This window comes from Rugamonas sp., from assembly GCF_025354735.1.
Classification (GTDB): domain Bacteria; phylum Pseudomonadota; class Gammaproteobacteria; order Burkholderiales; family Burkholderiaceae_D; genus Rugamonas.
Genome location: NZ_JANXMI010000163.1, coordinates 1 through 14,647, shown reverse-complemented (window position 1 = coordinate 14,647; position 14,647 = coordinate 1). Strand labels below are relative to the sequence as shown.

Annotated in this window: 12 protein-coding genes; 6 read left to right on the top strand and 6 right to left on the bottom strand. The window is 64.7% G+C overall.

Features of this window, described 5'->3' with window-relative positions:
- Positions 1-78 precede the first annotated feature (78 nt).
- From Q0S71_RS13445 to Q0S71_RS13430, 4 genes are all read left to right on the top strand, one after another.
- Entirely contained in the window at positions 79-657 is a 579-nt protein-coding gene (locus Q0S71_RS13445) for a PEP-CTERM sorting domain-containing protein (protein WP_295996305.1), read from the top strand.
- Between the two features lie 33 nt (positions 658-690).
- A complete protein-coding gene (locus Q0S71_RS13440; protein WP_295996302.1) occupies positions 691-1,239 on the top strand; it encodes an FxDxF family PEP-CTERM protein in 549 nt (182 codons plus the stop codon).
- Between the two features lie 147 nt (positions 1,240-1,386).
- Positions 1,387-2,805 (top strand): 30S ribosomal protein S12 methylthiotransferase RimO, encoded by a 1,419-nt coding sequence (rimO, locus tag Q0S71_RS13435; protein WP_295996300.1) that lies wholly within the window; start codon positions 1,387-1,389, stop codon positions 2,803-2,805.
- Between the two features lie 102 nt (positions 2,806-2,907).
- The gene (locus Q0S71_RS13430; RefSeq protein WP_295996298.1) at positions 2,908-4,080 is read left to right on the top strand and encodes a cystathionine beta-lyase; all 1,173 of its coding nucleotides are present in this window, start codon (positions 2,908-2,910) and stop codon (positions 4,078-4,080) included.
- Between the two features lie 9 nt (positions 4,081-4,089).
- On the opposite strand, the gene Q0S71_RS13425 is transcribed toward Q0S71_RS13430, so the two are convergent.
- The 5 genes from Q0S71_RS13425 to Q0S71_RS13405 form a co-directional block, all read right to left on the bottom strand.
- Positions 4,090-4,452, bottom strand: a complete 363-nt coding sequence (locus Q0S71_RS13425; protein WP_295996296.1) for a hypothetical protein — start codon at positions 4,450-4,452, stop codon at positions 4,090-4,092.
- Between the two features lie 41 nt (positions 4,453-4,493).
- Positions 4,494-5,498 carry a cation diffusion facilitator family transporter gene (locus tag Q0S71_RS13420; protein ID WP_295996293.1) on the bottom strand — a complete coding sequence of 335 codons (1,005 nt, stop codon included), beginning with the start codon at positions 5,496-5,498 and terminating at the stop codon, positions 4,494-4,496.
- A gap of 133 nt (positions 5,499-5,631) precedes the next feature.
- Positions 5,632-6,474 carry a phosphoserine phosphatase SerB gene (serB, locus tag Q0S71_RS13415; protein ID WP_295996341.1) on the bottom strand — a complete coding sequence of 281 codons (843 nt, stop codon included), beginning with the start codon at positions 6,472-6,474 and terminating at the stop codon, positions 5,632-5,634.
- A gap of 50 nt (positions 6,475-6,524) precedes the next feature.
- Positions 6,525-9,968 (bottom strand): transcription-repair coupling factor, encoded by a 3,444-nt coding sequence (mfd, locus tag Q0S71_RS13410; protein WP_295996290.1) that lies wholly within the window; start codon positions 9,966-9,968, stop codon positions 6,525-6,527.
- 99 nt (positions 9,969-10,067) lie between these two features.
- Positions 10,068-11,006: a 5'-nucleotidase gene (locus Q0S71_RS13405; RefSeq protein WP_295996288.1), complete on the bottom strand. Its 939-nt coding sequence runs from the start codon at positions 11,004-11,006 to the stop codon at positions 10,068-10,070.
- Between the two features lie 184 nt (positions 11,007-11,190).
- On the opposite strand from Q0S71_RS13405, the gene Q0S71_RS13400 reads away from it, so the two are divergent.
- Positions 11,191-12,345: a diguanylate cyclase gene (locus tag Q0S71_RS13400; protein ID WP_295996283.1), complete on the top strand. Its 1,155-nt coding sequence runs from the start codon at positions 11,191-11,193 to the stop codon at positions 12,343-12,345.
- Here Q0S71_RS13400 and Q0S71_RS13395 read toward each other — a convergent pair.
- Positions 12,329-13,099: a protein phosphatase 2C domain-containing protein gene (locus tag Q0S71_RS13395; RefSeq protein WP_295996278.1), complete on the bottom strand. Its 771-nt coding sequence runs from the start codon at positions 13,097-13,099 to the stop codon at positions 12,329-12,331. The two genes, Q0S71_RS13400 and Q0S71_RS13395, sit on opposite strands and share 17 nt — an antisense overlap.
- 251 nt (positions 13,100-13,350) lie before the next feature.
- Between Q0S71_RS13395 and Q0S71_RS13390 the strand changes: the two genes are divergently transcribed.
- Complete coding sequence (locus Q0S71_RS13390; RefSeq protein ID WP_295996275.1) at positions 13,351-14,547, top strand: hypothetical protein; 1,197 nt, start codon at positions 13,351-13,353, stop codon at positions 14,545-14,547.
- Positions 14,548-14,647: the final 100 nt, after the last annotated feature.

Below are 14,647 nucleotides of genomic sequence, written 5' to 3'. Positions count from 1 at the left end.
CGCTGATGTCCCACACGGCCGGCCGCGCGATGCACGCGTGGCCGCGCCGTCCCATTTGATTTCAACAAGGAGATATCCATGCAAGTAACACGATATGCACGCGCCGCGCTGACGGCCGCGCTGCTGCTGGCAAGCCTGGCGCAGCAAGCCCAAGCCCACATCACCACCTTCACCGGCGATACCACGGGCGCGCCGACCTATGACCGGCCGGACCAGTATCTATTGCTCTGGCCCGACGCGCCTGACCACGTGGACGTCAGCTACCGTGTTTTCGACGTCAACGTGCAAGAGGCGACCAACCCGATCAACTTCGCCACCACCTGCGCCTTCGACTGTTCCATGACCATCTACACGGGCGCATTCGATCCGGCGGCGCCGAAGCAGAACTTCATGGCTGAAGACGACGATTTCGTGGGGCCGAAAACGGCCGCCTTCGGCGGGCCGCTGCCGGTCGGCCATTATTTCCTCGTCGTCGCCGGCGACAACGCGGCCGAGTCCGGCTTCTTCACGACCACCATCTCCAGCACGGGCGCCTTCACCGTGACCGCGGTCGCGGCGGTGCCCGAACCGTCCACCTGGCTGATGCTGGGCACCGGCCTGGCGGGACTGGCCATGGCCGGACGGCGCCGCGCCAAATCGCCCCCGGCCCTGGCTTGAAGCGGCAATCCATCCATTTTCCTAGAGGAGCAGATGATGCAACTGACTAAATTATTCCGCCTTGCGCTGACGGCGGCGCTGCTGCTGGCCGGCGCGGCGCAGCAAGCCCGGGCCGACATCCAGACCGTCACCGGCGACACCACCTTCGCACCGACCTTCCTGCGGCCCGGCTATCGCGGCGGAGAGCCGCCGTCGTATGCGCCCGACGTCGCCTACCAAGCCTACAACATCAGCGTGACGGTCGACGACTGGCAATATTCGCTGGTCACGGCGTGCGACTTCAACTGCACGGCGTTTTTTTACAAGGACTCCTTCGATCCGAAGAACCCGCAAAAAAACATCATGGACGGTGCCGCCGACGATGGCTTCAACCTGACCGGCCTGGAGGAGAGCATGTCGCCGGGCCACAAGTACGTGCTGGTGATCGCCGGCTATTACGACTATGACTGGGGCGCCTACAGCACCACGGTCGGCGGGCCGGGCGAAATTCACATCAGTCCCGTGCCCGAGCCGTCGGCGTACCTGACGCTGCTGGCCGGCCTCGCGGGCCTGGGCTTGCTGGCGCGCCGGCGCCGGGCCTGATCCGGCCGGGCCGTTTGGCCCGCGCCGGCAGCGAACGGCGCCACCCCACGGCGCCGTTCGCCGCCGTGGGATGGCGCCGTGCTGTGGAGGCCGGGGGCGGAATAATGTACAATATTCGATTGGTCTGAATTTTCCTGGCGCCCTATCATGCAATCGAACTCGCTTTCCCGTATTCCCGTCGTCACCCAAACCGCTCCAGCCGCCGTGGCCACGCCCGGCAGCGCGCCCAAAGTGGGCTTCGTCTCGCTCGGCTGCCCGAAGGCGCTGGTCGACTCCGAACAGATACTCACCCAGCTGCGCGCCGAAGGCTATGAAACGGCTAAGTCCTACGCCGGCGCCGACCTGGTCATCGTCAACACCTGCGGCTTCATCGACGCCGCCGTGCAGGAATCGCTCGACGCCATCGGCGAAGCGCTGGCCGAAAACGGCAAGGTCATCGTCACCGGTTGCCTGGGCGCGAAAAAAGACGCGGCCGGCGACGACATCATCATGAAGATCCATCCGAAGGTGCTGGCCGTGACCGGACCGCACGCGCTGGCCGAGGTGATGGACTCGGTCCACCTGCACCTGCCGAAACCGCACGCGCCGTTCTTCGACCTGCTGCCGCCGCAAGGCGTCAAGCTCACGCCCAAGCACTACGCCTACCTGAAAATCTCGGAAGGCTGCAACCACCGCTGCAGCTTCTGCATCATCCCGTCGATGCGCGGCGACCTGGTGTCGCGGCCGATCGCCGACCTGATGCTGGAAGCGGAAAACCTGTTCAAGTCCGGCGTCAAGGAACTGCTGGTCATTTCGCAGGACACCTCGGCCTACGGCGTCGACGTCAAGTTCCGCACCGGCTTCTGGAACGGCCGCCCGATCAAGACCCACATGACGCAGCTGACCGAAGCCCTGGGCGAGCTGGCCAAGTCCTACGGCGCCTGGGTGCGTCTGCACTATGTGTATCCGTATCCGCACGTCGACCAGATCATCCCGATGATGAGCGGCGGCCATATCCTGCCTTACCTCGACATCCCGATGCAGCACGCCCATCCCGACGTGTTGAAGCGCATGAAGCGCCCGGCCAGCGGCGAGAAAAACCTGGACCGCATCCAGGCCTGGCGCGCCATGAACCCGGACCTGACCATCCGTTCCACCTTCATCGCCGGCTTCCCCGGCGAGACCGAGGCGGAATTCGAATACCTGCTGGACTTCCTCAAGGAAGCCCAGATCGATCGCCTCGGCTGCTTCGCCTACTCGCCCGTCGAAGGCGCGACCGCCAACGACCTGGCCAACCCGGTACCGGAAGAATTGCGCGAAGAACGCCGCGGCCGCGTCATGCTGCTGCAAGAGGAAATCTCGAAGAAGCGCTTGCAGGCCAAGGTCGGCAAGACCGTGCGCGTGCTGATCGACGAAGTCACCCGCAGCGGCGGTGTCGGTCGCTCCAGCGCCGATGCGCCGGAAATCGACGGCGTGGTCTACGTCAAGCCGCCTTACGAGCCGCACAAGAAGCTGGTCGTCGGCGAATTCTTCGGCGTCAAGATCACGGCGTCGGACGCGCACGACCTGTGGGGCGCGGCCGAATAAGCCAGCCAGCAGCGGGCGGCGATATGCTCGTATAATCGAAGGCGGACCGGCGATGTCGTAGCGACATGGCGGTCCGCCTTTTTTATCGCCCCGACGAAAACCATGACCATCAAAAAATCCCCGCAGACCGCACTGATTCACACCGACTACCAGGCGCCGGAGGGCTTCGCCGCCTTCCCGAGCGCGATCCACCACGCGTCGACGGTGCTGTTCAAGAACGTCGCCGCCATGCGCTCCGGCCAGTGGAAAGAGAAGAACGCCTATACCTACGGCCTGCACGGCACGCCGACCACCTTCACGCTGGAGGCGCGGCTGGCCGAAATCGAGGGCGGCAAACACTGCCTGCTGGCGCCCAGCGGGCTGGCTGCGATCGCGATGGTCGACTTCGCGCTGCTCAAAAGCGGCGACGACGTGCTCTTGCCCGACAACGTCTACAACCCGAACCGCGAACTCGGTAAATGGCTGACCCAGGATTTCGGCGTCACGGCGCGCTACTACGATCCGCTGATCGGCGCCGGCATCGCCGCCCTGATTCAGCCGAACACGAAGCTGATCTGGACCGAGGCGCCGGGATCGGTGTCGATGGAAGTGCCGGACCTGCCGGCCATCTGCAAGGCCGCGCACGCGCGCGGCGTGCTGGTGGCGCTCGACAACACCTGGTCGGCCGGCCTGGCGCTGCGCGGCTTCGACCTGGGCGTCGACATCATCATGCAGGCGCTGACCAAGTACCAGTCCGGCGGCTCGGACGTGCTGATGGGCGCCGTCATCACGCGCGAACTGGCGCTGTATGAGCGACTGAGCGGGTCGCATATGCGGCTGGGCATGGGCGTCGGCGCCGACGACGCCTACCTGGTGCTGCGCGGCCTGCCGACGATGAAGCTGCGCTTCGATGCGCACGACGCCGGCGGCCGCAAGCTGGCCGCGTGGTTGAAGACGCGGCCGGAAATCGCCAAGGTGCTGCATCCGGCGCTGGCCGATTGTCCCGGCCACGACATCTGGCGGCGCGACTTCACCGGCGCCGGCGGCCTGTTCTCGGTGCTGTTCGATGCGCGCTACAGCGAGCCGCAGGTCGACCGCTTCATCGATGCGCTGACCCTGTTCGGCATCGGCTTCAGCTGGGGCGGCGCCAACAGCCTCGCCGTGCCGTATCCGATCAAGGGCATGCGCGCGCAATGGAGCGAGCAGGGTTCGCTGGTGCGCTTCAACGTCGGCCTGGAAGACGTCGACGATTTGATCGCCGATATCGAGCAAGCCTTCGCGGCGCTGGAAGCATAAACCGGCCGGTCAGACCGGCATCGCGCGATTCTGGTTCAGGTCCGAGATGCCGCGCACCAGGCGGTAGGCCTTCCACAGCCACGCGCAGGTCCAGATCAGCCACGCCAGCGGAATGCCGATGATGGTGATGAAGGGCAGCACGCCGACCGCAATCCAGAACGCATACCACCAGAACGAACGTATCTGCCACGTGTGGTGGCTGTAAACGAAGGTGCCCGTGGTTTCGCCGCGCTTGATGTAGTTGACGATCATCGGGATGAACGAGAACAGGCCTAGCGACAGCAGCAGACAGGCGCCGTGAAAAATATACAGCCAGCGCGCGGTGCTTTTGGCCGTGTCGAGATGGGTATCGAGGACGAGTTGTTGCGACATGGCGGCTCCTTATAGTTGATGGCCGATTGTAGCCGAGCGTTTCAGGCGCCACCGTCCGATACGACACTGGCCTGCTTGCCGCCGTGCTGCTCATCGGGCGGCGTTTCAAAGCGGCGCCGCACGGTGTCGCGGTAGGCCGCCGGCGTCTGCGGCTTGACGAACAGGCTGACCACTTCGGGATGCGCGGCCCGCACCTGGCGCTCGATGTCGATCACCAGCTGCTCGATGCGCGGCGCCCGCAAGTGGTCGGCGAACTCCAGGCTGAGCGCGGCCATGATCTGGTCCGGCGCCAACTGCACCGTCAACACACCGTTGGCCTGCAAATCGGAACTGGTACGGGCCACGACGGCGAGGATGGAATCGCTCAGCGCCTTGTTGGCGCGCTCGCCGATCAGCAGGCTTTTGCTTTCCCGCGCCAGCAGCATCGACGTCGCCGCCAGCACCAGGCCGATGAGCAGCGAGGCGACGCCATCGGCCAGCGGCAGCTTCAAGCTGGTGCTCGCGTAGGTGCCGGCGGCCGCGATGAGGATGCCGAGCAGCGCCGCGCTATCCTCGAACAGCACCATGAAGGTGGCCGGGTCTTTGCTTTTTCGGAAGGCCTCGTAATAGCCGTACGATCCCTTGGACTTGTGGAATTTGCGCAGCGAGATAATCCAAGACGCGCCCTCGAACACAAAGGCCAGCGCCAGCACGGCGTAGTTGACCATCACATGTTCGACCGGCACCGGCTGGCGCAGATGGACGATGCCTTCATAAATGGAGACGCCGGCGCCGAGCGCGAACACCAGCAGCGCGACGATGAAACTCCAGAAGTACAACTCAAGGCCGTAGCCGATAGGATGCAGGGGATCGGCCGTGCGGTTGGCGCGGCGCAAGCCGTACAACAGCAGAAGCTCGTTGCCGCAGTCGACGAAGGAGTGTACGGCCTCGCTGAGCATGGCCGCGCTGCCGGTGAACGCCGCCGCGCCGGCCTTGGTCGCCGCCACCAGCAGGTTGCCGGCCAGCGCCGCGTACACGACCACTTTCGATGACGTCCGTTCCGACATATGCGCTTCCCGCTTCCATGACGAGGTGCCCATGCATGATGGGGCGTGGAAGGAGTATGCGGGCCGGTGCCGGCGCTGTCTGTGGGATGGCTCGCTTATGCGCTAGCGCTGGCGGCGGCCCGTCGTCATTCGTTCACGATAACAGCGCCAGGATGCCATCGAGGCCGACGAAGTTGAGCGCCACGTTGGCCTGCTCACGCACGACGGGCTTGGCGCGGAAGGCCACGGACAGGCCGGCAATGCCCATCATCTTCAAGTCGTTGGCGCCGTCGCCCATGACGATGGCCTGCGCCGGCAGGATGCCCATCTCGGCGCAGACGCGTTCCACCGTGCGTTGTTTTTCATCGGCGTCGACGATGTCGCCGATCACCTCGCCGGTCAATTTTCCGTCGACGATTTCCAGTTCGTTCGCATGCGTGTAATCGAGGTGCAGGCGCTCCTTGAGGCGCTCGGTGAAGAAGGTGAAGCCGCCCGACACCAGCAGCGTTTTCATCCCGGCCTCCCGCACGGCCGCCAGCATCTTCTCGGCGCCCGGCGACAGCCGCAGGCGCTCCACGTAGACCCGCTCCAGCGCCGCCGCGTCCAGCCCCTTGAGCAGCGCGACGCGCCGCTTCAGGCTCGCCGGGAAATCGAGCTCGCCGCGCATGGCCGCTTCGGTGATCGCGGCGACTTCCTTTTTGAGGCCGTGCATGTCGGCGATTTCGTCGATGCACTCGATGGTGATGAGCGTCGAATCCATGTCCATCGCCACCAGCTTGAAGTCACTGAGTTCGTGCACGCCCATCATATAGGTCGCGTCCAGCTGGGCGGCGGCGGCGGCCACCTCGATGGTCTGGCGCAGCGCCGGCGAAAAGGTGATGCCTTCGCAGCGCAGCGCCTGATCGGTGATCCAGGTGATGCGGCTCGGCGCCGTCAGCGCGGCGATGCGCGCCAGCCTGGCCTTGCTGTCGTCGAGTCCTTGCAGGACCAAATTCATCGTCGTGTGGTGGGCGTTTTTCATGGTGCGGATATGAGGCGGTAAGCCGCTTAGGCGGTAAGCTGCTTGATGGCAGTCTTGATTTGGGCGACGCGCGCCGCCAGGTCCGGCATGGCGGCGGTGATTTTCAGCTTGTCCTGGCCATTCAACTTGATCTGGCGGTTCTTCTGGATCAGCTCAATGATGCGCATCGGATCGATAGGCGGCTTGGCCATGAATTGTAGCGTGGCCGCTTCGCCGTGGGCATCGATTTTGATGATGCCCACGGTCTTGGCGGCGATGCGCAGCCGGTGCGTTTCGACCAGCGCCTTGACGGCGTCCGGCAGCTTGCCGAAGCGGTCTATCATCTCCTCCTGCATGTCGTCGACCTTGTCGGCGCTGGCGCAGTTGGCCAGCCGCTTGTAGATCGACAGGCGCTCGTGGACGTCGCCGCAGAAATCGGCCGGCAGCAGCGCCGGCACGTGCAGGTTGATTTCCGTGGTCGACGCCATCGGCGCCGCCAGGTCCGGCACCTTGCCGCTCTTGAGCGCGCGCACGGCCTCGTTAAGCATGTCCGAATACAGCTGGAAGCCGATCTCCAGCATCTCGCCCGACTGGTTCTCGCCCAGCACCTCGCCGGCGCCGCGGATTTCCAGGTCGTGCATGGCCAGATAAAAGCCGCTGCCCAGTTCTTCCATCTGCTGGATCGCGTCGAGGCGGCGCTGCGCCTGTTTGGTCAGCGTCTGCACGTCGGTCACCAGCAGATAAGCGTAAGCCTGGTGGTGCGAACGGCCGACGCGCCCGCGCAGCTGGTGCAGCTGCGCCAGGCCGAACTTGTCGGCGCGGTGCATGATGATGGTGTTCGCGGTCGGCACGTCGATGCCGGTTTCGATGATGGTGGTGCAGAGCAGGATGTTGTAGCGCTGGGCGACGAAATCGCGCATCACTTTTTCCAGGTCGCGCTCGTGCATCTGGCCGTGGGCGACGGCGATGCGCGCCTCCGGCAGCAGCGCCGTCAGCATCGCCATGCGGTTCTCGATGGTCTCGACTTCGTTGTGCAGGAAGTAGACCTGGCCGCCGCGCTTCAATTCGCGCAGACAGGCTTCGCGGATGATGGAGTCGCCCTCGCTGCGCACGAAGGTCTTGATGGCGAGGCGCTTTTGCGGCGCCGTGGCGATGATGGAAAAATCGCGCAAGCCTTCGAGCGCCATGCCCAGCGTGCGCGGAATCGGCGTGGCCGTCAGCGTCAGCACGTCCACTTCGGCGCGCAGCGCCTTGAGCGCCTCCTTCTGGCGCACGCCGAAGCGGTGTTCCTCGTCGATGATGACCAGGCCCAGACGCGTGAACTGGACGTCGTTCGACAGCAGCTTGTGGGTGCCGATGACGATATCGAGCGTGCCGTCGGCCATGCCCTTGATCGCCTGCGTGATCTCCTTGCCGGTGCGGAAGCGCGACAGCTCGGCGATGCGCACCGGCCAGTCGGCGAAGCGGTCGGCGAAGGTTTGCGCGTGCTGCTCGGCCAGCAGCGTGGTCGGCGCCAAAATCGCCACCTGCTTGCCGCCCATGACGGCGATGAACGCCGCGCGCAGCGCCACCTCGGTCTTGCCGAAGCCGACGTCGCCGCACACCAGGCGGTCCATCGGCAGGCCGGACGTCATGTCCTTGATGACGTTGCGGATCGCCTCGGCCTGGTCGGGCGTTTCGTCGAAGCCGAAGCTGTCGGCGAAGCGCTCGTAATCGTGGGCCGAATATTCGAAGGAGTGGCCCTTGCGCAGCGCGCGCCGCGCATACAAATTCAATAGTTCGGCGGCGGTGTCGCGCACCTGTTCGGCCGCCTTCTTCTTGGCCTTTTCCCACTGGCCGGAGCCGAGCGAGTGCAGCGGCGCGTCTTCCGGCGAGGCGCCGGAGTAGCGCGAAATCACGTGCAGCTGCGACACCGGAACATACAGCTTGGTGTCCTTGGCGTATTCGAGGTGCAGGAATTCGGTTTCGCCTTCGCCCAGGTCCATGCTGGTCAGGCCCATGTAGCGCCCGATGCCGTGGTTGATGTGGACCACCGGATCGCCGATCTTCAGTTCCGACAGATCGCGCACCATCGCTTCGACTTGCGTGACGCCTTCCTGCTTCTTCTTGCCGACGCGGCGGCCCGAACCCGCATACAGCTCGGTCTCGGTGATGAAGATGAGGTTCGCGTCCGGCGTCGACAATTCAAAGCCGGCGTGCAGCGGCGCCACGCCCAGCATCAGCTTCGCGTCCGACGCGGCGAAGCCCTCGTAGCCTTCGACGGGCGTGAGCGCCAGCTTGTATTCATTGAAATACTGTTGCAGCGTTTCGCGGCGGCCGTTCGATTCGGCGCAGATCATCACGCGGCGGCCCGGCTGTAACAGGTAGGCGCGCAGGCCGGCCAGCGGATCGTCGTTGTGGCGGTTCACGGCGATGTTGGGCACCGGCGCCGACAACTCGGAGGCGAGGCTGTCGCCGTCCTTGGAGATCACCAGGCGCGCATAGGGCTTGGCCAGCGTGAAGAATTGTTCGTCGCTGAGGAACAGCGCTTCCGGCGTCAGGATGGGGCGTTCGCGGTCGGCCTTCAGGAAGCGGTAGCGCGACTGCGTGTCGACCCAGAAGCGCTTGATGGCGGCGTCGATGTCGCCCACCAGTGCCAGTGCCGCGCCTTGCGGCAGGTAGTCGAACAGCGTCGCCGTCTCCTCGAAAAACAGCGGCAGATAATATTCGATGCCGGCCGAGGCGATGCCGCTGCTGATGTCCTTGTAGACCACGGAGCGCGACGGGTCGCCCTCGAACTGCTCGCGCCAGCGGTTGCGGAAGGTGGTGCGCGCCGCTTCGTCCATCGGGAATTCGCGGCCCGGCAGCAGCCGCACTTCCTTGACCGGATACAGCGAGCGCTGGGTGTCGGCGTCGAAGGTGCGTATGGTTTCGATGGTGTCGCCGAACAGGTCGAGCCGGTAGGGCAGGGCGGACCCCATCGGGAACAGGTCGAGCAGGCCGCCGCGCACCGAGTATTCGCCGTGCGACATCACCTGCGTGACGTGGGTGTAGCCGGCCAGCGTCAGCTGCGACTTCAGGCGGCCTTCGTCGAGCGTCTCGCCCTGCTTGAAGAAGAAGGTGTACGCCGCCAAAAAGGACGGCGGCGCCATGCGCACCAGCGCCGTGGTGGCGGGGACGATCATCACGTCGCACTGGCCGCCGCTGATTTCATGCAGCGTGGCCAGGCGCTCGGAGACCAGGTCCTGGTGCGGCGAGAAGGCGTCGTAGGGCAGCGTTTCCCAGTCCGGCAGCAGGTGGCAGCGCAGCTGGTCGGCGGCGAACCACGGGATTTCGTTGAGCAGGCGCTGGCCGTCGCTGGCGCTGGCGACGATCACGGCCAGCATCTGGCCCCTGGATTTCGCTTCAAGCGCGCTCAAGGCCAGCGCGTAGGCGTCCGCCGACCCGTACAGGGTGGGCAGGGCGTAACGGTTACCGGCTTTGGGGAGGATTTTTTTTAAGTCTAGGGACATGCGGGCGAAGAGGCTAGTGTACGGTTGGGCGCACCGCCCACAGTGGCAATGCCGCTGCCAGCATTATAGTCGAAGCTTTCTGCCGGCGTGGTTTGCCTGTCATGGTTGGCTTTGCAGATTCGCCACGCCGAAGGGCACGTGCACCATCGGGATGGTGCCGCCGGCCGATTTCAGGTGGCTAAGCTGGTCGTCGAAGAAGATATGCGGCCTGAACACCTCCAGCACCCGCGCCTTTTCCATCCCGCCGAGGAAGAAGGTCTCGTTGGCGGACACGCCCCAGCTTTTCAGCGTCGTCACCACCCGCTCGTGCGAGGGCGCGCTGCGCGCCGTGATGATGGCGATGCGCAGGATTTTTTTATACGCCGGATCGCGCCGCAGCGCTTTTTCCTCCATCTTCTGCATCATCGCCAGGCGCTGGAACAGGTCGGCCAGCGGCCCTGGTTGATGCGGGATGGCGACCCGCGCCCGTTCGTGGGCGTGGAATTCGGCGACGTCGTTGTTGCGCTTGAAGACAGTCTCCGATTCGTCGTCGGCGATGACGCCGTCGAAGTCGAAGGCCACCCGCAGTTCGGCGTCCTGCTCGTCGTCCTCGGTGCGCGAGGGCAGCACCAGGCCGGCCGGATGGTGGGCCGCCAGCGCGCTGCGCACATCGTCCTCGTTCGCGCTCAGGAACAGCGAGGTGTTGAACGCCGGCAGATAGGCGTGCGCCGATTTGCCGGTGACGAAGCAGGCGCGCGAGATATCGAGGCCGTAGTGGGCGATGGAATTCATCACGCGCAGGCCGGTCTCGGGCGAATTGCGCGAAAAGAGCACCACCTCCACCGGCGACTGTTTGGCGAAGTGCTTGTTGATGTCGAGGAAGCGGCGAATGAAGGGGAAGGCCACGCCGCGATCGAGCACCACGTCGATATGCTGTTCCTGGTATTTGCGGTACTCTTCCTCGCCGCTGTCGGCGTAGATGCGGTGCGATTCGGTCAGGTCGAACAGCGCGCTGGAGGCGATGCCGATGACGAGTTTATGTTCGATGGGGTAGGCCATTATTGGGTGTGCTTGCGTGCGTGGTTCGGGGGCGTCGTTGCTGCGTCGGCAAGCACGATAGCACGGCGCAGTCGCGCGCGGGCGCCGCGCGGCGCAAAAAAAACCGGCCCACCGCCGCGCCGCCATTTTCATTGCCAGCGTCCGGCCGCTGCGCTACAGTGGGGTCATCGTTCATGGGCCGCCCATGCTGAACCAAGATACTCTCCTCCTCGTCCAGATCAGCATCCCGCTATTGACCACGGCGTTGCTGATCGCGGCCGCCTTCTATACCGACTCGGCGCAGGAGCAGCGGCTGTGGGCCGTCGGGAATGTGCTGACCTGCGCCGGCATGGCGCTGACGGCGCTCAAGCACGTGCCGCCGCTGGTCGACCAGGTACTCAGTTACGGCGCGCTGGCGCTCGGCCTGGCCGTGGTGCTGCGCGGCCTGCGGGTGTTTTGCATGGAGGAGCTGGCGTGGCGCTGGGTGGCGCTGATCGCCGTGGCGGCGATGCTGCCGACCGGGTATTTTTCGCTGATCGTGCCGGACCTGCGCGCGCGCCTGTGTGTCAGCGGCGCCTATTTCGCGCTGCTCAACTGGTACTGCGCCTACACGTTGGCGCGCCACGGCAACTGGCGCGCGATCACGACGGCGGTGGCCGGGTTCACGGTGCTGGGCCTGGCCCTGTTCCTGCGCGCGGCCTATCTGCTGCTGCGTCCCGGCGAGGCGCTCGATGCCGAAGGCGTCTTGATGCAGGCGACCCTGTTCGTGGTGCCGCAGGCGCAGGTCTGCATCGCCTTCGGCCTGGTGCTGATGGTGGCGCGGCGCTACGCCGAGCGGCTGCACCGGCTGTCGGCCATGGACCACTTGACGGGCGCGCTCAATCGCCTGGGGCTGGAGGTGCAGGGCCAGCGCGTGCTGCAACGCGCGCAGCGCAGCGAGCGCAGCGTGACGGTGATGATGGTCGATGTCGATTACTTCAAGCAGATCAACGACAACTACGGCCACCCGGTCGGCGACGAGGTGTTGCGCCAGCTGGCGCGCTTGTTGAGGGCTGAATTGCGGCCCTTCGATTTGATGGCGCGCTACGGCGGCGAGGAGTTCGTGCTGGTGCTCGACGGTCTGGCGCAGCGCGAGGCGGCGCTGGTGGCCGAGCGCCTGCGCACCACCATCGCGCAGCAAACCGTGACGCTGGCCGGCCACCAGATCCGCTACACCGCCAGCTTCGGCGTGGTCTGCGCCGCCGACGCGGGCTATGATTTGACGCGCTTGATCGCGCTCGGCGACGCCGCCATGTACGAGGCCAAACGGGGCGGACGCAATCGCGTCGTCTCGCACGAGGCCTTCAGTGCGGGCACGTGAGCAGCAGCACGGTGATGTTGTCGCGGCTGCCGTCGCGCTTGGCCAGTTCGATCAGATGGTGGCAGCAGCGTTGCAGATTGTCGGGCCGCGCCAGCGCCATGATCGCGCCAATGTCCTGCGCCTGCGAGTCGCCGTGCATGCCGTCGCTGCATAACAGGTAGACGTCGCCCGGCGCCACCGTCAGCACCTGTAGCTCGGGCTCCACCAGCGCGGCCGGGCCTAGCGCCTGCAACAGCACGTTGCGCGGCGGCAGGGGCGGCGGCGCGTCCAGGTCCAGCGCCTGCTGGTACAGGGTCTGGTCGCGCGTGAGCTGGGTCAGGGCGCCGCCGCGGCGCCGATACAGGCGGCTGTCGCCGACGTGGAACATCAGCACCGGCGCGGCCGGCGCCGCCTGCCACAAGCCGGTCAAGGTCGTGCCCATGCCGGCGCCGTCGGCGCGGCGCGCGTCCAGGTTGGCCTGGTACAGGCCGGCGTTGGCGTAGGCGAGCGCGTGGCGCAGCGTGTCGAGCGCGGGCGCGGCCGCATCGTCGGGCTGCGCGCTCGCATGGTCGGACGACGGTGGCGTGTCGGCGCGGGCCTCGCGCAGGGACCGGTGCAGGAAGCGTTGCAACAGCACGATCGCCTCGGCGCTGGCGATCTCGCCGCCGTCGTGTCCACCCATGCCGTCGGCGACGGCCAGCAAGCCGAGATCGGCGTCGATCAGGAAATTGTCCTCGTTGTTGTCGCGCGCGACGCCGATGTCGGTCGCGCCCAAGGCCGTCCCCATTGCCAGCAGGTGCGGTGTGGAGGGCGACAGTGGCGTCCAGATAGGCAAGGCGGCTACTCGCTTGGTCGGAGAGGTTTCCATATTACCGCAACTGACAGTCGCTTCAAACCGACTTGCTTCGTGCGCCGCCCCGTCCCCTCGACCACATCGTCCGTCATCGCTGTCACGCTGTCGCACCTCAATGGCGGCGCACCCGGCTTGCGCTAATTTGACGGGACATCCATGGCGGGAGAGCGATCATGCGGTCGGAAAACAGAAAAGCGCGCGGCAGCGAACGGGGCAATGAATCAGGCGTTGCAAGCGATACCGGGGATTACTATGATGGCTATATGGATGCGCGTTTCGACAAAGTTGAATCCGATTTGACGGCCGTCGCCAACGAGTTGACGGGCTTGCGCACGCACGTGGCGATACTCGAAAAAAACGTCACGGTGCTGCAACCGGATGTCGCCGCGCTCAAGCAGCGGCTGGCTTTGCTTGTGCAGGAGTTTGTCGGCGTCAGCAAGGACGGCGCCGAGCTGGGCCGCCATCTCGCCGCCTTGAAACAGGACGTGGCCGCATTCAGGGCCGACATCGCGGAAGTCGAAGCGCGGGTCAAGCTGGCCGAGGCCGACATCGTCACGCTAAAAATCGACGTGGCCGTGATCCGCTCGAATTACGCGACCAAGGAAGACCTGCTCAAGCTTGAAGAAAAGCTGAGCGCAGAAATCAACCAGACGCGCGGCGAGCTTCAAGACGCGATTCATCGTGCGGTCCAAGAGCTGCGTGAGGATATGCATGAGATGGGCGACAGCCTGCGCGAGAGTCAGCAAAAGGCCAGCCACGATTTGCACGAGAGCATACAGAAAGCCAGCCACGATATGCATGAGGGCATGCAAAAATCCAGCCACGATATGCGTGAGGGCATGCAAAAGTTCTTCCACGATATGCACGAGAGCATGCAAAAGTCCAACTACGAGCTACGCGAGGACATGCAAAAGGCAAACAATGAGCTGCGCGAGGACATGCAACAGGCAAACAATGAGCTGCGCGAGGACATGCAACAGGCCAACAATAAGCTGCGCGAGGACATGCAAAAGGTCAACAATGAGCTGCGCGAGGACATGCAACAGGTCAACAATGAGTTGCGCGAGGACATGCAACAGGCCAACAATAAGCTGCGCGAGGACATGCAAAAGATCAACAATGAGCTGCGCGAAGACATGCACAAGGCCAACGGCGAGCTGCGCGAGGATATGTACAAGGCCAACAACAAGCTGCGCGAGGACATGCACCAGGCCAACAGCGATCTGCGCGAAGACATGCACCAGGCCAACAACGAGCTGCGCGAGGACGTGCACAAGTCCATCAACGATCTGCGCGAGAACATGCACAAGTCCATCCACGATCTGCGTGGAGCCTGTCAGAAATTTTGTGTGAAAGAAGTCATACGGTAAAATTTATCCCTGGAAAGGATACGTATGACGATCGACAAAGCCACACTGGACAAACTGCTTGAACGCGTAGACCCGAGCAACCCGCAATCCATGTTCACCG